Source organism: Sphingomonas sp. Leaf412, assembly GCF_001425405.1.
Classification (GTDB): domain Bacteria; phylum Pseudomonadota; class Alphaproteobacteria; order Sphingomonadales; family Sphingomonadaceae; genus Sphingomonas.
On record NZ_LMQP01000001.1, the window covers coordinates 223053 to 242871 of the forward strand.

20 protein-coding genes are annotated in these 19819 nt (G+C 71.6%); 14 read left to right on the forward strand and 6 right to left on the reverse strand.

Features of this window, described 5'->3' with window-relative positions; translation table 11 throughout:
* Positions 1–10: 10 nt before the first annotated feature.
* The 4 genes from ASG29_RS00930 to ASG29_RS00945 all read right to left on the reverse strand — a co-directional run bounded on the left by ASG29_RS00930 (position 11) and on the right by ASG29_RS00945 (position 2527).
* Positions 11–772, reverse strand: coding sequence for a peptidylprolyl isomerase (locus ASG29_RS00930; RefSeq protein WP_055978858.1), 762 nt, complete (start codon positions 770–772; stop codon positions 11–13).
* A 75-nt stretch (positions 773–847) separates the two neighbouring features.
* Positions 848–1351: a pantetheine-phosphate adenylyltransferase gene (coaD, locus tag ASG29_RS00935; protein WP_055978861.1), complete on the reverse strand. Its 504-nt coding sequence runs from the start codon at positions 1349–1351 to the stop codon at positions 848–850.
* 4 nt (positions 1352–1355) lie between these two features.
* A complete protein-coding gene (locus ASG29_RS00940) occupies positions 1356–2264 on the reverse strand; it encodes a polyprenyl synthetase family protein (RefSeq protein ID WP_055978864.1) in 909 nt (302 codons plus the stop codon).
* Positions 2261–2527 carry an exodeoxyribonuclease VII small subunit gene (locus ASG29_RS00945; RefSeq protein ID WP_055978867.1) on the reverse strand — a complete coding sequence of 89 codons (267 nt, stop codon included), beginning with the start codon at positions 2525–2527 and terminating at the stop codon, positions 2261–2263. The genes ASG29_RS00940 and ASG29_RS00945 overlap by 4 nt, the downstream gene beginning before the upstream one ends.
* An 89-nt stretch (positions 2528–2616) precedes the next feature.
* Between ASG29_RS00945 and ASG29_RS00950 the strand changes: the two genes are divergently transcribed.
* Positions 2617–3975, forward strand: coding sequence for an NAD-dependent succinate-semialdehyde dehydrogenase (locus ASG29_RS00950; protein WP_055978870.1), 1359 nt, complete (start codon positions 2617–2619; stop codon positions 3973–3975).
* Positions 3976–4009: 34 nt separating this feature from the next.
* Here ASG29_RS00950 and ASG29_RS00955 read toward each other — a convergent pair whose 3' ends face one another.
* Complete coding sequence (locus ASG29_RS00955) at positions 4010–6169, reverse strand: transglycosylase domain-containing protein (protein ID WP_055978874.1); 2160 nt, start codon at positions 6167–6169, stop codon at positions 4010–4012.
* Positions 6170–6239: 70 nt separating this feature from the next.
* Between ASG29_RS00955 and ASG29_RS00960 the strand changes: the two genes are divergently transcribed.
* The 9 genes from ASG29_RS00960 (at position 6240) to ASG29_RS01000 (ending at position 16836) form a co-directional block, all read left to right on the forward strand.
* The gene (locus ASG29_RS00960; protein WP_055978877.1) at positions 6240–6827 is read left to right on the forward strand and encodes an NADPH-dependent FMN reductase; all 588 of its coding nucleotides are present in this window, start codon (positions 6240–6242) and stop codon (positions 6825–6827) included.
* A gap of 56 nt (positions 6828–6883) precedes the next feature.
* Complete coding sequence (locus ASG29_RS00965) at positions 6884–8635, forward strand: N-acyl-D-amino-acid deacylase family protein (RefSeq protein WP_055978879.1); 1752 nt, start codon at positions 6884–6886, stop codon at positions 8633–8635.
* A gap of 87 nt (positions 8636–8722) precedes the next feature.
* On the forward strand, positions 8723–9832 hold the full coding sequence (locus tag ASG29_RS00970) for a hypothetical protein (protein ID WP_055978882.1): 1110 nt from the start codon (positions 8723–8725) through the stop codon (positions 9830–9832).
* Positions 9829–10842: a phosphotransferase family protein gene (locus ASG29_RS00975; RefSeq protein ID WP_055978885.1), complete on the forward strand. Its 1014-nt coding sequence runs from the start codon at positions 9829–9831 to the stop codon at positions 10840–10842. The genes ASG29_RS00970 and ASG29_RS00975 overlap by 4 nt, the downstream gene beginning before the upstream one ends.
* The gene (locus ASG29_RS00980) at positions 10839–11204 is read left to right on the forward strand and encodes a hypothetical protein (protein WP_156457824.1); all 366 of its coding nucleotides are present in this window, start codon (positions 10839–10841) and stop codon (positions 11202–11204) included. The genes ASG29_RS00975 and ASG29_RS00980 overlap by 4 nt, the downstream gene beginning before the upstream one ends.
* Positions 11201–13543: a CaiB/BaiF CoA transferase family protein gene (locus ASG29_RS00985; RefSeq protein ID WP_235532720.1), complete on the forward strand. Its 2343-nt coding sequence runs from the start codon at positions 11201–11203 to the stop codon at positions 13541–13543. Before ASG29_RS00980 ends, ASG29_RS00985 begins: the two co-directional genes overlap by 4 nt.
* Positions 13544–13553: 10 nt before the next feature.
* Entirely contained in the window at positions 13554–14357 is an 804-nt protein-coding gene (locus ASG29_RS00990) for a crotonase/enoyl-CoA hydratase family protein (RefSeq protein ID WP_055978894.1), read from the forward strand.
* The gene (locus ASG29_RS00995; RefSeq protein WP_055978897.1) at positions 14354–15865 is read left to right on the forward strand and encodes an acetyl-CoA acetyltransferase; all 1512 of its coding nucleotides are present in this window, start codon (positions 14354–14356) and stop codon (positions 15863–15865) included. Before ASG29_RS00990 ends, ASG29_RS00995 begins: the two co-directional genes overlap by 4 nt.
* A 107-nt stretch (positions 15866–15972) precedes the next feature.
* On the forward strand, positions 15973–16836 hold the full coding sequence (locus ASG29_RS01000) for an HpcH/HpaI aldolase/citrate lyase family protein (protein WP_055978900.1): 864 nt from the start codon (positions 15973–15975) through the stop codon (positions 16834–16836).
* Here the strand turns inward: ASG29_RS01000 and ASG29_RS01005 are convergent.
* A complete protein-coding gene (locus ASG29_RS01005) occupies positions 16821–17270 on the reverse strand; it encodes a hypothetical protein (RefSeq protein WP_055978902.1) in 450 nt (149 codons plus the stop codon). The two genes, ASG29_RS01000 and ASG29_RS01005, sit on opposite strands and share 16 nt — an antisense overlap.
* A 100-nt stretch (positions 17271–17370) precedes the next feature.
* Here ASG29_RS01005 and rpiB point away from each other — a divergent pair, with 100 nt between their 5' ends.
* From rpiB to nrdR, 4 genes are read left to right on the forward strand one after another with little or no spacing between them, the layout of a single operon-like run.
* On the forward strand, positions 17371–17817 hold the full coding sequence (gene rpiB, locus ASG29_RS01010; protein ID WP_055978905.1) for a ribose 5-phosphate isomerase B: 447 nt from the start codon (positions 17371–17373) through the stop codon (positions 17815–17817).
* Positions 17814–19121, forward strand: a complete 1308-nt coding sequence (gene glyA, locus ASG29_RS01015) for a serine hydroxymethyltransferase (protein WP_055978908.1) — start codon at positions 17814–17816, stop codon at positions 19119–19121. The genes rpiB and glyA overlap by 4 nt, the downstream gene beginning before the upstream one ends.
* A gap of 10 nt (positions 19122–19131) precedes the next feature.
* Positions 19132–19323, forward strand: a complete 192-nt coding sequence (locus ASG29_RS01020) for a hypothetical protein (protein ID WP_055978911.1) — start codon at positions 19132–19134, stop codon at positions 19321–19323.
* Entirely contained in the window at positions 19323–19784 is a 462-nt protein-coding gene (gene nrdR / locus ASG29_RS01025) for a transcriptional regulator NrdR (protein WP_055978914.1), read from the forward strand. Before ASG29_RS01020 ends, nrdR begins: the two co-directional genes overlap by 1 nt.
* The last annotated feature ends 35 nt before the right edge of the window (positions 19785–19819 follow it).

The window sequence follows — 19819 nt, forward strand, 5'->3', positions numbered from 1 at the left end:
GGCGCGGGCCTCAGCGGCGGCGGGGCGGGGTCTTGGCCGGCGGCTTCGCCGACGCGGCGGGCGTCGTGCCGGGCAGCGTCGGGACCGCCAGCGCGGGAAGCGCCGCCGGAACGAACGCGGGCGGATTGTCGCCGGCGATATAGGCGTGGACGATGCGCGTCGGGTTCGCGGGCGGTTCGCCGCGCTCGATCGCGTCGACGAACTGCATCCCGTCCACGACGCGGCCGAACACGGTATATTTGCGGTCCAGCTGCAACCGCGGCTGCATGACGATGTAGAACTGGCTGTTCGCGCTGTCCTCCGACTGCGCGCGCGCCGCCGCGACCGCGCCGCGAACGTGCGGCAGCGTGTTGAACTCCGCCTTCAGGTCCGGCAGCGTCGACCCACCGGTGCCGTCGCCCTTCGGATCGCCGCCCTGCGCCATGAAGCCGTCGATGACGCGGTGGAAGACGAGGCCATCGTAGAAGCGGCTGCGCGTCAGCGTCTTGATCCGTTCCACCGTCTGCGGCGCGACGTCGGGCCGCAGCCAGATGCGTACCCGCCCGCCGGTCGACAGATCGAGCAGCCAGGTGTTCGCCGGATCGTCGAACGCAGGCGTCGGCACCGCGGACACCGCGGGAACCGGCGTGGCCGGAGCCGCGGTTGCCGCCGGTGCCTGTGCGGCGACGGACGGCTGCGCCGGGGGCGCGGGCACCTGTCCGGGGGGCTGGGCGGTGGCGGGACCGGCGAGCAGCAGCGCGATCGACGCGGCGATATAGGCGAACGGACGCATGGCGACTTTCGGATGGATCGGATGGGGCGCCGCGGCTCTAGACCAGATCGCCGCTTGCGCCAACGTGAATGGCGCTCAGCTGCCCCGCCGCCCGATGACGTCGACCCGCGCCATCACCTCGCCGCGGACGGCCGGGGTCACGAACTTCCCGATCTCCCCGCCGTAGATCGCGATCTCCTTCACCAGCTTCGACGCGATCGGCTGCAACCCCACGTCCGCCATCAGGAACACGGTCTCGATGCGCGAATTCAGCTGCTGGTTCATCCCCGCCATCTGATATTCGTATTCGAAATCCGCGACCGCGCGCAGCCCGCGCACGATCATGGTCGCGCCTTCGCGCTCCGCAAAGTCCATCAGCAGCGAATCGAACGTCACGACGCGGATGTCGCCCGCCAGTCCCGCGACCTCGCGCTCCACGATCGCGACGCGCTCCTCGACCGTGAACATCGGCGACTTGCTGGGGTTCGTCGTCACCCCGACGACGAGCTGGTCGACCAGCTTCGCGCCGCGGCGGATGATGTCCATGTGGCCCAGGGTGATGGGGTCGAACGTGCCGGGATAGACGCCGATGCGGTTCATATGGTCACCGATCCCTCTCGATCACATATCGCGCGATGGCGCGCAGCAGGTCGGCCTCGTGGCCGTAGGAGCGCAGATGCTCGATCGCCTGCGCGACCAGCAGGTGCGATTGCGCGCGCGCACGATCGATGCCCAGCAGGGAGACGAACGTCTCCTTCCCCTGCTCGCCGTCCTTGCGCAGTTTCTTGCCCGCCAGCGCCTCGTCGCCCTCGACGTCCATCAGGTCGTCGACGATCTGGAACGCGAGGCCCAGGTCGTGGGCATAGCCGCGCAGGTGGACGCGCCCCTCGTCCGCCACGCGGCCCAGGATCGCGCCCGCCTCCACCGCCGCGGCGATCAGCGCGCCGGTCTTCATCTGCTGCAACCGCGTGACGGTGCCCAGGTCGAACGCGCCGCCCGCCTTCTGGGCGGCGTCGGCGGCCAGGTCCATCGCCTGCCCCCCCGCCATGCCCGTAGGGCCGGATGCACGCGCCAGGTCCATGACCAGTTCGGCGCGCACGAACGGATCGGGATGCGTCGCGGGATCGGCCAGCACCTCGAACGCCAGCGCGTGCAGGCAATCGCCCGCCAGGATCGCGGTCGCCTCGTCATAGGCGGTGTGGACCGTCGCCTTGCCATGGCGCAGGTCGTCGTCGTCCATCGCGGGCAGATCGTCGTGGATCAGCGAATAGACATGGATCGCCTCCAGCGCGACCGCGACCCGCCCCGCGGCCTCGCGCGAGACGTCGAACAGGCGCGCGGTGGCGTGCACCAGCAGCGGGCGCAACCGCTTGCCCCCGCCGATCGCGGCGTGGCGCATCGCCTCGTACAGACGCGCGCGCGCATCGTCGGGCACGGGCAGCAGCGCGTCGAAGCGACGATCCACCTCCGCCTGCACCTCGGCAAGCGCATCACGGAGCAGCGCGTCCTTCATCTGTCGTCGGTGGGCGCGGGGTCGAACGGCTTCGTGCCCGCGGGCGCGCCGTCGCTGCCCAGGCGGATCGATTCGATCCGCGCCTGCGCCGCGTCCAGCCGTTGCGCGCAATGGCCGCGCAGCGCGCTGCCGCGTTCGTACAGCGCGATGGCGTCGTCGAGCGGGGTGTCGCCGGATTCCAGCCGCCCGACGATCTGCTCGAGCTCCTTGAGCGCGGCCTCGAACGACAGGCTTTCGATCGGTGCGGGGGGAGAATGATCCATCTGGCGACGGGCTATGCGGCACGTCGCGTCGCGCGGTCAAGGAGGCCGCCGCCACGGATATCGCCTCGCCCCGGTGCGTTGCGTCGCCCATGTTCCAGAGTATCGACCCCGCGACCGGCACGCCCGGCGCCACCTTCGCCCCATTGACGACCGACGAGATCGAGGAGCGCGTCGCCCGCGCGCACGCCGCCTTCGCGACATGGCGCGACGTGCCGCTCGCGGCGCGGGCTGCGCTGCTGGAGCGGATCGGCGACGCGTTCGAGGCGGACAAGCGCCGGCTGGCCGAGATCGCGGTGCGCGAGATGGGCAAGACGCTGGCCAGCGCGATCGCGGAGGTGGAGAAATGCGCCGCGGGCTTCCGCCATTATGCGCAGAACGGTCCCGCCATGCTGGAACCGGTCGATCATCCGGTCGCGGGCGGATCGGCGCGCACGATCTTCCTCCCGCTCGGCCCCGTGCTGGCGGTGATGCCGTGGAACTTCCCGTACTGGCAGGTCGTCCGCTTCATGGCGCCCACCCTGCTGGCCGGGAACGTCGGCCTGCTGAAGCACGCCTCGCTGACGCAGGGGTGCGCCGCCGCGATCGAGGAGGTCGCGACCGCCGCGGGCCTGCCCGCGGGCGTGTTCCAGAGCCTCGCGATCCCGTCGTCGCGCGTCGACGCGCTGATCGCGGACCCGCGCATCGTCGCGGTGACGCTGACCGGCAGCGAGGGCGCGGGCGTTAAGGTCGCGGAGGCGGCGGGACGCCACCTGAAGAAGGTCGTGCTCGAACTCGGCGGGTCCGACCCGTTCGTCGTCATGCCCTCCGCCGACCTCGACCGGGCCGCAACGACCGCGGCGAAGGCGCGGGTCCAGAATGCGGGCCAGTCGTGCATCTGCGCGAAGCGGATGATCGTCCACACCGACGTCTACGACGCCTTCCTCGACCGGTTCGCCGCGGCGATGCGGGCGGTGACGGTCGGCGACCCGATGCACGCCGACACCGACATGGGCCCGCTGTCCAGCGTGGAGCAGCGCGATGCCGTGCTGGCGCAGGTGGCGCAGGTGCAGCAGGCGGGCGGACGGCTGTTGCTCGGCGCGGAGAAACCGGATCGCCCCGGCGCGTGGATGACGCCCGGCGTGCTGGTGGACGTACCGGTCGACGATCCGGTCGCGCAGGAGGAGGTGTTCGGCCCGGTCGCGATGGTTTTCTGCGTCGACGACATCGATGCCGCGATCCGGCTGGCGAACGACGTGCCGTTCGGCCTCGGCTCCTCGGTCTGGACGCAGGACGCGGCGGAGCGCGCGCGCTTCGAACGCGAGATCGAGGCCGGGATGACCGCGGTCAATTCCATGCTGGCCTCCTCGCCGGAGGCGCCGTTCGGCGGCATCAAGCGATCGGGCCACGGCCGCGAACTGGGCGCGTTCGGGCTGCACGAGTTCATGAACCTGAAGACGATATCGGGCTGATCCCCACGCGCCCGGCGGCCGGCGCGGCGCCGGGTCAGAATTCGTCCGGCCCGGGCGGCTCCTCCTCGGGACGGCGTTCGTCGCGGCGGTCGCGCGGTGGCGCTCGACGCGACGGGCCCACCTCGACCGACCCGTCGGGGTTCATCCGCGCATCGACGCCCAGCCCTTCCAGCTGCTCGTTGATGCGATCGACGGGTACGCCCGCGCGGTCCAGCACGCCGTCGGGCAGGCCGAATTCCAGCGTGGCGTTGCCCGCGTCCTGATCGCCGCCTTCCTCGATCAACGCGGGTTCCGGCTCGGGATCGCGGATGTCGAGCGCGCTGGCCATGAACTGGCGCCACATCTGCGCGGGGATGCCGCCGCCGTGCAGGCCAGGGTTCGGACTGTTGTCGTCGTTGCCGACCCAGACGCCGACGACCAGCTCGCCCGCGAAGCCGATGAACCACGCGTCGCGACCCGATTGCGACGTGCCCGTCTTGCCATAGGCCATCATCGGCAGGTTCGCCTCCCGCCCCGTGCCCCGGATGGAGGAATTGAGCAGCGACAGCATGTTCGTGCGCACCTCTTCCGACATCCGCGTCTGCCCGCCGGTCAGCGACTGGAACCAGGCATTGCCCTTCTGCTGCGCGGTCAGGCCGCGCGGCTTGACCGGATAGCTGCCGTTGGCGATCGCGGCATAGGCGCCGGTCAGTTCCAGCAGCGACACCTCCGACGTGCCCAGCCCGATCGTCGCCTCGTTCGCGATCGGCGTCGTGATGCCCAGGTCGCGGGCGGCCCGCACGACGTTGCGTACGCCCACCTGCTGCGTCAGCCGCGCGGCGGCCACGTTCGACGACCGCGCGAAAGCGCGGGCGAGGCTGATCTCGCCCAGGTAGCGGCCGTCGTCGTTCTTCGGCTTCCACCCCGCGATCTCGACCGGCGTATCGTCGACGGTGGAGGCGGGGTTCATGCCCGCGCGCATCGCGGCGAGGTAGACGAACAGCTTGAAGGTGGAGCCCGGCTGGCGCTTCGCCTGCACCGCGCGGTTGAAGGGCGACGCCTTGTAGTCGCGCCCGCCGACCATCGCGACGACCTCGCCGTTGGTCTTCATCGCGACGATCGCGGCCTGCGCCTTGCGCAGCCCCGCCTGCCGCACGATCCGCTCCGCCGTCGCCTGCAATTCGGCGTCCAGCGTGGTGCGGACCGTCGCCTCGTCCTGGATCTCCCCGGCCTGGTCGCGCGCCTCGGGCAGGACCCAGTCCGCGAAATAGGTGCCCGACGGCACCGTCTTGGCCACCGCGGGCAGGACCCGCTGCGGCTGCACCGCATCCGCCTCGCGCTTCGTCAGGAAACCCGCATCGACCATCGCGGCCACGACCACCGCCTGCCGCGCGCGCGCACCCTTCAGGTTGCCGGTCGGCGCCAGCCGCGACGGCGCCTTGACGAGGCCCGCCAGCATCGCCGCCTGCCCGACGTTCATCCGCTCGGGCGTGCGCCCGAAATAATGCTTCGCCGCCGCGCGGATGCCGTAGACGTTGTCGCCGAAATACACGTTGGACAGGTAGCGCGACAGGATCTCGTCCTTGGTCAGCCACGCCTCCAGCCAGAACGCGATCATGACCTCGCGGATCTTGCGCGCCGCGGTGCGGTCCGAATCGAGGAAGGCGTTCTTCGCCAGCTGCTGCGTGATCGTCGACCCGCCCTGCCGCACCCCGCCCGACCCGACGTTGGCCCATGCCGCGCGCGCGATGCCGCGCGGGTCGATGCCCCAGTGCGAATAGAAGCGCCGGTCCTCGATCGCCAGGAACGCCTCGCGCACGTGCGGCGGCAGCGTGGCGGCGTCGACCGGCGCGCCGATGACCGCGCCGCGCCGCGCGATCGGCTTGCCCGCATTGTCGGTCAGCGTGATCGACGGCGGCGTCGGCGGCTTCAGCGATTGCGACAGCGGCGCGGTGATCGCCAGCCACGCCACCAGCGCGAAGAACAGGACCAGCAGCGCGGCCAACCCGCGGACGATCCACTTGCCGATATTGCGCGGACGGCGCGGGGGCTCCCCCCCGCCGGGCGGCGCATCGAACCGCGGCGGCTCCGGCGCGGCGCCGGTCCACGGATCGAACGACGGCAGGGGGCCGGACGGCGGCGCAGGGGGCTGGCCGGCGGGCTGGCCCGGTCCGTGGTTGTACCGCACGCGGCCGGAATCATAAGGTGGGTTCATGGCGCAGACGGTGTTTTACGGGAATACGACAGTTGCCGCAAGCGGCGGCGACGTGCCACAGCGTAGCGCGATGGAAGAACGAGCGAAAGACGCGCCGCCGCTGGTGGTGGGCATCGGGGGCACGATCGGCGGCGTTTCGTCGACCGAGCGCGCGTTGCGCATCGCGCTGGATGCGGCGGCGGCGCAGGGATTCCGCACGCGCATGTTCGGCGGCGCAGACATGGCGATGCTCCCGCTGTACGATCCGCGCGCCACGACGCGGACCGCGGAGGAGCGCGCGTTCGTCACCTGCGTCCGCTCCGCCTCCGCCGTCATCATCGCCTCGCCCGGCTATCACGGCAGCATCTCGGGCGTGGTGAAGAACGCGCTGGACCTGCTGGAGGAGACGGCGAAGGACGCGCGCCCGTATCTGGCGGACGTGCCCGTCGGGCTGATCGCCACCGCCTATGGCTGGCAGGCGACCGGATCGACGATCGCGGCGCTGCGCTCGATCGTCCACGCGCTGCGCGGGTGGCCGACCCCCTTCGCCGCCGCGATCAATACCCAGCTGACCCGGTTCGACGCCGACGGCGGCGCCAGCGATCCTGCGGTACTGGATCAGTTGCGCCTCGTCGGGCGGCAGGTCGCGCGCTTCGCACCGCTGGCACAAAGCGCCTGAAACGATTGACTTAGGAGTGCGCGCCGCGCACCTTCCCGCGCCACGGGAGAGACGCAATGGCGCAGGCTGCATACGATCTGGTGATCCGCGGCGGGACGATCGTCGACGGGTCGGGCGGTGAACCGTTCGCGGCCGACGTCGCCATCGCGCACGGCGTGATCGTGGAGATCGGCCGCGTCGCGGGCCGCGGCGCGGAGGAGATCGACGCGCGCGGCCTGCTCGTCACCCCCGGCTTCGTCGACGTCCACACGCATTACGACGGGCAGGCGACGTGGGACGAACGGATGCAGCCGTCCTCGTGGCACGGCGTCACCACGGTCGTGCAGGGCAATTGCGGCGTCGGCTTCGCCCCCTGCCGGCCGGAGGACCGCGACCGGCTGGTATACCTGATGGAGGGGGTGGAGGATCTGCCCTATCCCGTCCTGACCGCGGGCCTGCCGTGGGACTGGGAAAGCTTCCCGCAATATCTCGACAGCCTGGAACGGCGGCGCTTCGATCTCGACGTCGCCACGCAGGTCCCGCACGCGGCGCTGCGGGTCCATGTCATGCGCGAACGCGGCGTGGCGCGCGAACCGGCGACGGGGGACGACATCGCCGCCATGGCGCGGCTGGCGAAGGGCGCGGTGGAGGCGGGCGCGCTCGGTTTCTCCACCAGCCGGACGCTGAACCACCGCACGAAGGCGGGCGAGCCCACGCCGACGCTGACCGCGGGGGAGGACGAGCTGACCGGCATCGCGATGGCGCTGGCGGAGGCGAACGCGGGGGTGTTGCAGGTCGTCAGCGACTTCCATCCCGATCCGCTCGCCGAATTCGCGATGTTCCGCCGCATCGTGGAGGCGAGCGGACGGCCGCTGTCGTTCAGCCTGGCGCAGAACCACGCCGCCCCCGACAGCTTCCGCCTGCTGCTCGACGCGCTGACCGACGCGGTCGACGCGGGCCTGCCGATGGCGGCGCAGGTGTCGCCGCGCGCGGTGGGCGTGTTGTTCGGCCTCGACCTGACGCTCAACCCGTTCAGCGCGCACGACACCTATCGCGCGGTCGCGGACCTGCCGCTGGCCGAACGCGTCGCGGCGATGCGGACGCCCGGTTTCCGCGCCGCGCTGCTGGCCGAAACGCCCTCGCCGCGCGGCCCCTTCGCGTCGGCCAGCCTGTCGAACTGGGCGGGCATGTATCCGCTCGGCGCGACCAGCCCGGATTACGAGCCCGCCGCCGACCGCACCCTGGCCGCGATCGCGGCGCGCGAGGGACGGACGCCGCCGGAAGTCGCGCTCGACCATCTGCTCGCAAACGACGGCGCGGGCATCCTGTACCTGCCGTTCCTCAGCTACGGCTACGGCTCGCTGGAGGCATCGTACGAGATGCTGACGCACCGCGACACCGTTCCCGGCCTGTCGGACGGCGGCGCGCATGTCGGCATGATCTGCGACGGCAGCTTCCCCACCTCGCTGCTGACGCACTGGACGCGCGACCGCACGCGCGGGGCGAAACTGTCGGTGCCGTTCGTGATCCAGCGGCAATGCGCCGCCACCGCCGCGCTGGTCGGGCTGCACGATCGCGGCCGGATCGCGATCGGCTATCGCGCCGACCTGAACGTCATCGATCATGCACGGCTGACGCTGCACGCGCCGACGATCGCGCACGACCTGCCCGCGGGCGGGCGGCGGTTGATGCAGCGCGCCGGCGGCTATGTCGCCACGGTCTGCGCGGGCGCGATCACCTATCGCGACGGCGAGCCTACCGGCGCGCTGCCGGGACGGCTGGTGCGCGGGGCGCGGGGGGCACCGGCGGCACGGCGACAGGCTGCGTAACTTTTGTTATCCAGCCGTTGACAGCGGCGGCACGGCTGGTCCACCCCCCTCCCCACGGGCGCCGCGAGAGCGCGACAGGAGAGCGCGATGGTGCTGACCAAGGGCGACGATTATCCGATCCACCAGACGGCCGAACCGGTCGCCTATGCGGGCACCGACCGCAATTTCTACGACCGCTATTTCTTCAACGGCTATTCCGTCGCGGGCGACGACGGCTTCTTCGCGGTGGCGATGGGCGTCTACCCGCACCTGAACGTGATCGACGCCAGCTTCTGCTGGCTGAAGGACGGCCGGCAGGTGAACCTGCACGCCGGCCGCGGGCTGAACATGGAACGGATGGACACGCAGGTCGGCGGCATCGCGGTGACGGTGGTCGAACCGCTGAAGTCGCTGCGCGTGACGGTCGACGCGCCGGAGGAGGGCATCCGTGCTGACCTGACCTTCACCGGTCGCGCCTTCCCGCTGGAGGAGCCACGCTTCACCCGCCGCAACGGCCCGCGCGTATTGATGGACGTGACGCGCCTGACGCAGAACGGGCGGTACGAGGGCTGGATCGAGGTCGACGGAACGCGCACCGACGTCGCCGGCTGGGTCGGCACGCGCGACCGCTCATGGGGCGTCCGCCCGATCGGCGCGCGCGACGAACAGCCCGCCAGCCCGCCGATCGACCCGCAATTCTTCTGGCTGTGGAGCCCGTGCGTCATGGAGGGCGGCGACCTGTATTTCCATACCAACGACGACGCGCACGGCCGCTTCTGGAACCGCCGCGCCGCGTGGCGGCCGGAGAGCGGGGGCGCGGATGACGAACGGCATTGGGACGACGCGGAGGCGACGATCCACTGGACGCCCGGTACGCGTCACGCGCAGGACGCGTCGCTGCTGCTGACGGATGCCGATGGCGAAACGCATGTCGCCTTCGACATCGGCGCGAACTTCATGATGCTGGGGCTGGGCTACGGCCATCCGACGTGGAGCCACGGCCGTCATCACGGCGAGGCGGTGACGGTGGAGCGCGAGGATTTCGTCGTCGCGGACCTGCCCGCGATGCTGCCGCATCACCTGCACGTGCAGGCGCTGGTGGACGTGACGATGACGTCGCCCGACGGGTCGGTGCGACGCGGGCGCGGCGTGCTGGAGCAGCTGGCGATCGGACCGCACGCGCCGTCCGGCTTCACCGGGCTGGTCGACCCGGCATGACCGGCACCCCGCTCCACGCCCCCCAGGTCGAGGCGTATCTCTCCCGCCTGTGGGACGCGCCCGTCGCGATCACGGGCCTCGCGCGCATCCCCGGCGGGGCGAGCCGCGAGACGTGGCGGTTCGATGCCGAGGTCGAGGGTGAGACGCGCGGGCTGATCCTGCGCCGCGATCCGGGCGGCAGCCTGATCGATACCGAAAGCGAAACCGAATTCCGCGCCTATCAAAGCGCGTGGGGAGTCCTGCCCGTCCCGCGCGCGATCGCGCTGGAACGCGACGGCGCCGAACTGGAACGCCCCTTCATCGTCATGGAGCGGATCGACGGCGGCGAGGTTGCCTCGCCCTTCGCCGCCGACGCCTACGGCCCGCATGGCGAGGCGCTGGGCACGGCGTTCTTCACCGCGCTGGGGCGGCTGGCGGCGCACGATGCGACCGCGTCGCCGCTGGCGCAGCATCTGCCCACGCCGGCGGCGGACGCGGCATGGACCGGGCAGCTCGACTATTGGGAAGGCGTGCTGGACGAGGACGAGATCGAGCCGATGCCCGTCGTGCGCGCCGCGATCCGCCGCCTGCGCGCCGAACCGCCCCCGCCCGCCCGGCGGATCGGCATCGTCCACGGCGATTACCGCACCGGCAACGTCATGCACGACGGCGCGGGCGGGATGCTGGCGATGCTGGATTGGGAGATGGCGCATATCGGCGATCCGCTGGAGGACCTGGGCTGGGCGCTCGACCCGATCTGGAACCACCATGCGCCCGGCACCGTGGCGGGCATGACGACGCGCGATCGCGCGATCGGCCATTGGGAGGCGGCGAGCGGGATGACCGTCGATCCGCTCGCCTTGCGCTGGTGGTCGCTGTTCAATTCGGTGAAGGGCCGCGCGATCTGGACGTCGTCATTCCGGGAATTCGTCGACGGCGGGCGGATCGATCCCGTGCTGGGCCTGTCGGGCTGGTACGTCGCGCGACGGCAGGATGCGATCATCGCGCGCGCACTGGAGGCATGGGCATGAGCTCGCTGGGCGATATCCTGGTCGGCGCCGGACAGGTGGCGGCGGGCACGGGCGCCGCGATCGGTGCGCACGACGCCTACGGCGGCGCGATGCTGACCGTCGCGGGCGTGCTGGCGCTGATGTCCGCGCAGGAGGCGGAGACGGCGGCGGCGTGGCGAGTCGCGGATATCGCCGCGATGCGCACGCTGCTGGGGCGGCCCGTGCAGGCCGACGACCTGTCGCTGGCCGCGCTCGACGCCACTTGGGCGGACCTGTCGCGCGACCTGATCGCGCATCATGCGGGGCTGGCGGGCGACGATGCCGCCATCCTCGCTTTCTATCGCGAAAGCGCCGAGCGGCGGGAGCTGACATGGCCGGCATGATCGACCTTCCCCTGACCGGCGTGCGCGTCGTCGACCGGACGTCGGGCGGCATCGCCACGGCGGCGCGGCTGCTGGCCGAACTGGGCGCCGACGTGATCCGGGTCGAGGCGCCGGGCGGGGGCGCGGACCGGGATCACGGCCCGACGGTGGCGGGCGTCGCTTTGTCCTTCGTCGCCGACAATCTGGGCAAGCGCGCGGTGGCGCCGGCGGACGACGACCCCGCGTTCGACGCGCTGCTGGCCGACGCGCATATCCTGATCGAGGACAGCGCACCGGGCAGCGCGGCGCAGGCGCGGCTCGATCCGGCGGGAATCGCCGCGCGGCATCCCGCGCTGGTGGTGATGTCGATCAGCAGCTTCGGCCAGTCGGGCCCGTGGGCGCGGTGGCAGGCGACCGACGGCGTGCTCCATGCGGTGACCGGCGGCCTGTCGCGATCCGGCCTGCCCGACCGCGCGCCGCTGCTGCCGCCGGGCGAGCTGACGATCCGGACCGCGGGGGTGCAGATCGCCGCGCTGGCGCTGGCGTCCTTTATCCAGCGGTTGCGCGACGGACGCGGCGACCATGTCGACGTGTCGCTGCTGGAGGCGGGGATGGCCGCGCTCGACCCCGGCTTCGGCGTCGCGGGCAGCGCGCAATCGGGCGTGCCGTTGTGGAAGATGTCGCGCGGCCGCGTCGACGAACGTTTCCGCTACCCCATCTTCGCCTGCGCCGACGGGCACGTCCGGCTGTGCGTCCTGGCGCCGCGGCAGTGGCGCGGCATGTTCGAATGGATGGGTCGACCGGACGAATTCGCCGGGCCGGAATGGGAGAAGTTGCAGACGCGCTTCCGCTCCACGACGCTCATCCCCGCCATGGCGCGCTTCTTCGCGGACAGGACGCGCGCGCAGATCGAGCGCGAGGCGGAGGCGCACGGCGTCCCCGCCGCCGCCCTGCTGGACCTGGGCGAGGCGGTGGCGACGCCGCAGATGGTGGCGCGCGGCGCGGTGGCGAAGATGGCGGTGGCCCCGGGCGTATCCGCCCCCTTCCCCAACGGCACGATCGAGATCGACGGCGCGCGCGCGGGCATCCGCGGCCCGGCGCCCGACCTGTCCGATGCGCGCTTCGACGGCCCGATCCCCGACTGGCACGCACCGCCCGCGGCGGACCTGCCGCTCGCGGGCCTGAAGGTGCTCGACATGGGCGTGATCGTCGTCGGGGCGGAGACGGGGCGGTTCCTGGCCGATCTGGGCGCGGATGTGGTGAAGGTGGAGAACGGCGCCTTCCCGGACGGCCAGCGCCAGTCGCGCGACGATGCGCCCGTGTCGATCACCTTCGCCGCGGGCCATCGCAACAAGCGCGGCCTGTCGATCGACCTGAAATCGGACGCCGGAAAGGCGCTGTTCGCGCGATTGGTGGAACGCGCGGACGTGCTGTGTTCGAATTTCAAGCCGGGGACGCTCGCCGGGCTCGGCTTCACGCCCGAACGGCTGCGTGAACTGAACCCGCGACTGGTGACGGTCGACAGCGCCGCCTTCGGCCCCACCGGCCCATGGAGCCGGCGGCTGGGCTATGGCCCGCTGGTGCGCGCGTCGGCGGGGCTGGCGAAGCGCTGGACCTATCCGGGCGAGCCCGACAGCTTTTCCGACGGCGTCACCGTCTATCCCGACCACGTCGCCGCGCGCGTGGGGATCGTGGGCGTCCTGGCGCTCCTGATCCGCCGGATGCGGACCGGGCTGGGCGGCAGCGCGAGCGTCAGCCAGGCGGAGGTGATGCTGGGCCATATGGCGACCGATATCGCCGCGCTGGGTGCCGCCGCGGCGGGCCACCGCGTCGACACCCCGCCGATGGCCACGCCGTCGGGCCTGTATCCGGCGGCAGGGGACGACGAATGGGTGGTCGTGACCGCGCGCGACGCGGCGGACTGGCGCGCGCTGGCCGAGGCGACGGGGCATGAGGAATGGCTGGTCGACCCGCTGCTGGCGGACGCGCAGGGCCGCGATGCCGAACGCGCCCGGATCGACGACGCGCTGGCCCGCTGGACCGCCGCGCGCCCGGCGGGGCAGGCCGCCGCGATCCTCCAGGCGGCGGGCGTGCCTGCGGGCGAGATGCTGCGCGTCGTCGAACTGCCCGCCGCGCCGCAGCATGTCGCGCTGGGCACCTTCCGCGAGGCGGCGCACCCGTTGATCGACGTCCGTTTCGCGGTGGAGGGCGCGCCCGCGCGCAGCCGCCTGCCCCTGCCCGACCAGCGCCCCGCCCCGCGGCTGGGCGAGGATTCCGCCGCGGTCGTCGCGGACTGGCTGGAACTGACCGATGCGCAGGTCGACCGCCTGCTGGCGGACCGCATCATCGAAACCGTGTGAGGAGAATGGAATGACGCAACTCGGCAACGACGCCGTGACCGTGGAGCGGCGCGGGCATGTGATGATCGTGACGATCAACCGGCCGGAGGCGCGCAACGCGGTCAACCGCCACGTCCACGAGGGCGTCGGCGACGCGCTGGCCGCGGCGGACACCGATCCGGAGGTGCGCGCGGTCGTCGTCACCGGGGCGGGCGACAAGTCCTTCTGCGCCGGCGCCGACCTGGTCGCGCTGTCTCGGGGCGAGAGCCTGGCGCCCGACGACGCGACGAAGCAGGCGTGGGGATTCGCCGGCATCGTCAGCCACGCCATCTCCAAGCCCGTCATCGCCGCGGTCAACGGCCACGCGCTGGGCGGCGGGCTGGAGATCACGCTGGCCTGCGACCTGGCCGTCGCGGTGGAGACCGCGCACTTCGGCCTGCCCGAACCCAAGCGCGGGCTGTTCGCCGCCGCCGGGGGCGTGTTCCGCCTGCCGGAGCAATTGCCGAAGAAGATCGCGATGGAGATGATCCTGACCGGCGACCCGATCACCGCGCAGCGCGCGCTGGAACTCGGCCTCGTCAACGCGCTGGCGCCCGCGGGCGGGGTCGTCGACGCGGCGGTCGCGCTGGCCGAACGGATCGCGGTCAACGCGCCCTTGTCGGTGCAGGCGTCGAAGCGGATGGCGCAGGGGATCGCGGACGGGAAGGTCGCGCGCGAGGACGGCGCCTGGGCGCAGAACCGCGCCGAATCGCGCATCGTCTTCACCAGCGCCGATTCGCGCGAGGGGCCGAAGGCGTTCGCGGAGAAGCGCGCGCCGGTGTGGCAGGCGAAATGAGCGCCGATCCCGCGCGCATCGCGGTCATCGTCGGGGTGGGGCAGGTCAACGACCGCCCCGCCGACCCGATGCAGGGCATGGAGCCGCTCGACCTGATGCGCGCCGCGCTGGAGGCGGCGGATGCCGATGCGGGCGGCGGCTGGCTGTCCGCGGTCGACACCGTCGCGGTCGTGCAGCAGATCAGCTTCCGCCAGCACAATCCGCTGGCGGAGAAGGTCGCCGCCGCGATCGGCGCGACGCCGTCGCTCGCCTACGAATCGGTCGGCCCCAACGGCGACAGCCCGATCCTGCTGCTGAACGAGGCCGCGAACCGCATCGCGCGCGGGCAGGCGACGGTGTGCGCGGTCGTGGGCGCGGAGGCGCTGCGCACCGCCAGCCAGCGTGCGGCGGCGCGGGCGAAGACCGACGTCGCGGCGCAGAACCCGATCCGCAACCTCCAGAAGGGCGCGGCGCCCGGCTATCGCCAGCGCTACGGCCTGTCCGCCCCGGTCGACGTCTATCCCCTGTACGAGAATGCGGGCCGCGCCGCCTACGGCCAGACGCTGGCGGAGGGACAGCGCGAATCGGGCGAGATATGGTCGCGCTTCAGCGACATCGCCGCGCAGACCCCCGCCGCCTGGATCCACGCCCCGCGCACGGTCGCGCAGGTGGTCGAACCCACCGCGGACAACCGTCCCATCGCCTTCCCCTACACGAAGCTGATGGTCGCCAATTCCAGCGTCAACCAGGGCGCAGGGTTCCTGGTCACCAGCCTGGCGGAGGCGCGCCGGCGCGGCGTGCCGGAGGAGCGGATCGTGTACGTCGGGCGCGGCGCGGCGGCGCACGAGAGCGACGATTTCCTCGCCCGCGACCGCTACGATGCGTCGCCCAGCATGGAGACGTGCCTGCGCCGCACGCTGGAATGGAACGACCTGACGGGCGCGGACCTCGACCTGGCCGAACTCTATTCCTGCTTCCCCTGCGTGCCCAAGATGGCGCGGCGGGTGATCGGCTGGCCGGTGGAAAAGCCCGCGACGGTGTTCGGCGGGCTGACCTTCGGGGGCGGACCGATCGGCAACTACATGAGCCATGCGGTGGCGGAGATGGTGGATTCGCTGCGCGGCGGGGAGGGCGAGACGGGGTTGCTGTTCGCCAACGGCGGCTTTGCGACCCACAACCACGCCATCGTCCTGTCGACGCATCCCCTGCCCGGCGCGGGCGAGGCGCACGATTTCGACGTGCAGGCCGATGCCGACGCGGCGCGCGGGCCGGTCCCCCCGCTGGTGAAGGATTATGCCGGTCCCGCGACGATCGAAAGCTACACTCTCTTCTACGCCCGCGACGGGTCCCCGACGAAGGGCGTGGTCGTCGCGCGGACCCCGGCCGGGGAGCGGACGCTGGCGAAGGTCGCGGGCGACGACGCCGACCTTATCGCCTTCCTGACCGACGGCGCGATCGAGCCGGTCGGGACGGCGGGCGTGGTCGAGGTCGCGGGCGAGGACATGGTGTGGCGCCGCGCGGTGGCGTGACGACTTTCACACCCTTCACCACCCTCCGTTCGGGCTGAGCGAAGTCGAAGCCTGTGCGCATGCCCTTCGACTTCGCGCAGGGCGAACGGATGTGTAGGAGGCCGCCCATGACCCACCGCCCCCGCCGCTCCGCGCTGTTCCTTCCCGCGTCGAACGCGCGGGCGATCGAGAAGGCGCGCACGCTCGCCGCCGACGTCGTCATCCTGGACCTGGAGGACGCGGTCGCGCCCGATCGCAAGGGGGAGGCGCGCGATGCGGCAGTGGCGGCGGTCCGCGCGGGCGGGTTCGGGCATCGCGAACTGGTCGTCCGCGCCAATGCTATGGGGGCGCAGGGCGCCGACGACGACCTGCGCGCGCTGAAGGGCAGCGGCGTGGATGCGGTGCTGCTGCCCAAGGTCGATTCGGCCGCGACGCTGCGCCACGCCCGCGCCGTGCTCGGCGACGGCCCCGCCCTGTGGGCGATGATCGAAACCCCGCGCGCGATCCTGGACCTCGCCGCGATCGTCGGCGCGGCGAGGGACACCGGCCTGGCCGCGCTAGTCGCGGGCACCAATGATCTGGCCAAGGAAATCCGCTGCCGCCCCGGCGTCGACCGCGCGCCGCTGATCCCCGTGCTGGTCCAGATCGTCGTCGCCGCGCGCGCCGCGGGGCTGGTGGCGTTCGACGGGGTCAGCAACGTGCTGGACGACGAGGAGGCGGTCGCGGCGGAATGCCGCCAGGGTCTGACGCTGGGCTTCGATGGAAAGACGCTGATCCACCCGTCGCAGATCGCGCCCGCCAATCGCGTGTTCGCGCCCGACGCGGACGCGGTGCGCTGGGCCGCCGCAGTCGTCGCCTCGTTCAACCATCCCGATGCCGCGGCGAAGGGCGCGATCCGGGTCGAAGGGCAGATGGTCGAACGACTGCACCTGGAGGAGGCGCGACGGACGCTGGCGATCCATCGCGCGATATCGGATCAATCGCGGCAATAACCCTCGGCGGGCTTCACGATCAGGCAATCCTTCTTCCCCGCCAGCCACTTCAGGCCGGTGGCGTCGCCGTCCCCGGGAACCGCGATCTCGTCCTTCCCGTCGCGCATGAACCGCAGGCCCTCCGCGGTCACCGAACCGGGGAAGGTGCCGCGATTGTCCAGGTCCCACTGCATGTCCATCGTCACGCCGCCGCCGTCGCGCTTCGTCACGGTCAGGAACATGCCCTCCACGCCTGTCCACTTGCCGATATAGTCGGCCTCCGTCTTCGCGGTGGCCGCGGGTTCCGGCGCGGATGCGGGTGCGGGTGCGTCCTGGTTGCGGACGCCGGTATAGTCGCCCGTCCCCGTCATCGCGGCATCGTTGCCGACCGGCGCGGGCGAGGAGCAGGCGGAGAGCGCGATCACGAGCGCGACGGGAGCGAGACGGTTCATCATGCGTGCGTAACGATCGCACGCGGGGCGACGTTCCGGGTGGCGTTCGCGCGGCACGGCGCGTAAGGCGCGCACGTCCCCGATCCCATACAGGACCCCCGCCGTGACACCGCTTCCGCGCATCGCCATCGCGTCCGATCACGCCGCCGTTTCGCTCAAGCGCGACCTGGCCGACCGGCTGCGCGAGGATGGGTATGCGGTGCTCGACCTGGGCACCCACGACGACGCCAGCGTCGACTATCCCGATTACGGCGCCGCGCTGGGCCGTGCGCTGGCCGACGGGTCGGCCGATCGCGGCATCGCGCTGTGCGGGTCGGGCATCGGCATCATGATCGCGGCCAACCGCAATCCCGCGGTGCGCTGCGCGCTGGTGGCCGAACCGCTGTCCGCGCGACTGGCGCGCAGCCACAACGACGCCAACGCCATCGCGATGGGCGCGCGCCTGATCGGCCCCGAGATGGCGCACGCCTGCGTTGCGGCATTCCTGTCCACCGATTTCCTGGGCGGTCGCCATGCCGCCCGTGTCGACAAGCTGAAGGACCCGGCATGAGCACCAATCCGCAACTCCTGTCCGACGTGCAGCCGGACGGCTTCTTCACCCGCACCCTGGCCGACGCCGACCCCGCCATCGCCGCGGGCATCGCGCACGAGCTGGACCGCGAACAGACGCAGATCGAACTGATCGCGAGCGAGAACATCGTGTCGCGGGCGGTGCTGGAGGCGCAGGGATCGGTCTTCACGAACAAATATGCCGAGGGCTATCCGGGCAAGCGCTATTATCAAGGCTGCCACCCGTCCGACGAGGTCGAGCAACTGGCGATCGACCGCGCGAAGCAATTGTTCGGCTGCGGCTTCGTCAACGTGCAGCCGCATTCGGGCGCGCAGGCGAACGGCGCGGTCATGCTCGCGCTGGTGAAGCCGGGCGAGACGATCATGGGGCTCAGCCTCGACGCCGGCGGCCACCTGACCCATGGCGCGCGCGCGGCGATGAGCGGGAAGTGGTTCGACGCGGTCCAGTACGGCGTCACCCCCGACACGCACCTGATCGACTATGACGCGGTCGAGCGGCTGGCGATGGAGAAGAAGCCGAAGCTGCTGATCGCGGGCGGCAGCGCCTATCCGCGCCAGATCGACTTCGCCGCCTTCCGCGCCATCGCGGACAAGGTCGGCGCCTATTTCATGGTCGACATGGCGCATTTCGCCGGGCTGGTCGCGGGCGGCGTCCACCCGACGCCCTTCGGCCACGCGCACGTCGTGACGACCACGACGCACAAGACGCTGCGCGGCCCGCGCGGCGGCATGGTCATGACCGATGACGAGGGCATCGCGAAGAAGATCAATTCCGCGGTCTTCCCCGGGCTCCAGGGCGGGCCGCTGATGCACGTGATCGCCGCCAAGGCGGTGGCGTTCGGCGAGGCGCTGCGCCCCGAATTCAGGAACTACAGCCGCGCCGTGGTGGACAATGCCAAGGTGCTGGCCGCGACGCTGAAGGAGCGCGGCGCGGACCTGGTGTCCGGCGGCACCGACACGCATCTCGCGCTGGTCGACCTCACGCCGCTGGGCGTCACGGGCAAGGACGCGGACGAGGCGCTGGAGCGCGCGGGCATCACCTGCAACAAGAACGGCATCCCCAACGATCCCCTGCCCCCGGTGAAGACCAGCGGCATCCGCGTCGGTTCGCCCGCGGGCACGACGCGCGGGTTCGGCACGGCGGAATTCCGCGAGATCGGCAACATGGTCGCCGACGTCCTCGACGGCCTGGCGAAAAAGGGCGAGAGCGGGGACCCTGCGGTCGAGGCGGACGTTCGGACCCGCGTGCGCGCCCTGTGCGCGCGCTTCCCGATCTATCAGTAAAGGAGCCGACATGGCCAAGTTCGACGACAAGATCGCCGAGGTGCAGACCAACGTGAAGCAGCAGCCGGGGCTGGGCAAGAGCATGGCCAAGTGGAGCGCGCTGGGCGCGGTCGTCGCGATCCCGGTGCCGATCGTCGGCCCGATCTTCGGCGCGATCGCGGGCGCGGCCTATGCCTATCACAAGGGCACCAAGAACGGCTGATGCGGTGTCCGTTCTGCGGCCATGAGGCGAGCCAGGTAAAGGACAGCCGACCCACCGACGACGGCGCCGCGATCCGGCGCCGTCGCCAGTGCGAGGGTTGTGCCGCCCGCTTCACGACGTTCGAACGGATCCAGCTGCGCGACCTCACCGTCGTGAAGAGCGAGGGACGCCGCGAACCGTTCGAGCGCGAGAAGCTGCTCCGCTCGATCACGATCGCCGCGCGTAAGCGTCCCGTCGATGCGGTGGCGCTGGAAAAGCTGGTCAGCGGAATCCAGCGCCAGCTGGAAACCGCGGGCGAGGCCGACGTGCCGTCGAAGCGGATCGGCGAGATGGTGATGGAGGGGCTGAAGGGCCTCGATTCGGTCGCCTACATCCGCTTCGCCAGCGTCTATCGCGAATTCGGCGAGGCCCGCGATTTCGAGGAATTCGCCGGCTCGGTGGAAGAGGCCGGGCGCGGGTGAGATTGGCTATCCTGCTCTCATCGGCCGCTCTTCAA

Bases quoted from the DNA above. Each gene is read 5' to 3' on its own strand.
- ASG29_RS00930 (WP_055978858.1), bottom strand. From the start codon at position 772: ATGCGTCCGTTCGCCTATATCGCCGCGTCGATCGCGCTGCTGCTCGCC.
- coaD (WP_055978861.1), bottom strand. From the start codon at position 1,351: ATGAACCGCATCGGCGTCTATCCCGGCACGTTCGACCCCATCACCCTG.
- ASG29_RS00940 (WP_055978864.1), bottom strand. From the start codon at position 2,264: ATGAAGGACGCGCTGCTCCGTGATGCGCTTGCCGAGGTGCAGGCGGAG.
- ASG29_RS00945 (WP_055978867.1), bottom strand. From the start codon at position 2,527: ATGGATCATTCTCCCCCCGCACCGATCGAAAGCCTGTCGTTCGAGGCC.
- ASG29_RS00950 (WP_055978870.1), top strand. From the start codon at position 2,617: ATGTTCCAGAGTATCGACCCCGCGACCGGCACGCCCGGCGCCACCTTC.
- ASG29_RS00955 (WP_055978874.1), bottom strand. From the start codon at position 6,169: ATGAACCCACCTTATGATTCCGGCCGCGTGCGGTACAACCACGGACCG.
- ASG29_RS00960 (WP_055978877.1), top strand. From the start codon at position 6,240: ATGGAAGAACGAGCGAAAGACGCGCCGCCGCTGGTGGTGGGCATCGGG.
- ASG29_RS00965 (WP_055978879.1), top strand. From the start codon at position 6,884: ATGGCGCAGGCTGCATACGATCTGGTGATCCGCGGCGGGACGATCGTC.
- ASG29_RS00970 (WP_055978882.1), top strand. From the start codon at position 8,723: ATGGTGCTGACCAAGGGCGACGATTATCCGATCCACCAGACGGCCGAA.
- ASG29_RS00975 (WP_055978885.1), top strand. From the start codon at position 9,829: ATGACCGGCACCCCGCTCCACGCCCCCCAGGTCGAGGCGTATCTCTCC.
- ASG29_RS00980 (WP_156457824.1), top strand. From the start codon at position 10,839: ATGAGCTCGCTGGGCGATATCCTGGTCGGCGCCGGACAGGTGGCGGCG.
- ASG29_RS00985 (WP_235532720.1), top strand. From the start codon at position 11,201: ATGATCGACCTTCCCCTGACCGGCGTGCGCGTCGTCGACCGGACGTCG.
- ASG29_RS00990 (WP_055978894.1), top strand. From the start codon at position 13,554: ATGACGCAACTCGGCAACGACGCCGTGACCGTGGAGCGGCGCGGGCAT.
- ASG29_RS00995 (WP_055978897.1), top strand. From the start codon at position 14,354: ATGAGCGCCGATCCCGCGCGCATCGCGGTCATCGTCGGGGTGGGGCAG.
- ASG29_RS01000 (WP_055978900.1), top strand. From the start codon at position 15,973: ATGACCCACCGCCCCCGCCGCTCCGCGCTGTTCCTTCCCGCGTCGAAC.
- ASG29_RS01005 (WP_055978902.1), bottom strand. From the start codon at position 17,270: ATGATGAACCGTCTCGCTCCCGTCGCGCTCGTGATCGCGCTCTCCGCC.
- glyA (WP_055978908.1), top strand. From the start codon at position 17,814: ATGAGCACCAATCCGCAACTCCTGTCCGACGTGCAGCCGGACGGCTTC.
- ASG29_RS01020 (WP_055978911.1), top strand. From the start codon at position 19,132: ATGGCCAAGTTCGACGACAAGATCGCCGAGGTGCAGACCAACGTGAAG.
- nrdR (WP_055978914.1), top strand. From the start codon at position 19,323: ATGCGGTGTCCGTTCTGCGGCCATGAGGCGAGCCAGGTAAAGGACAGC.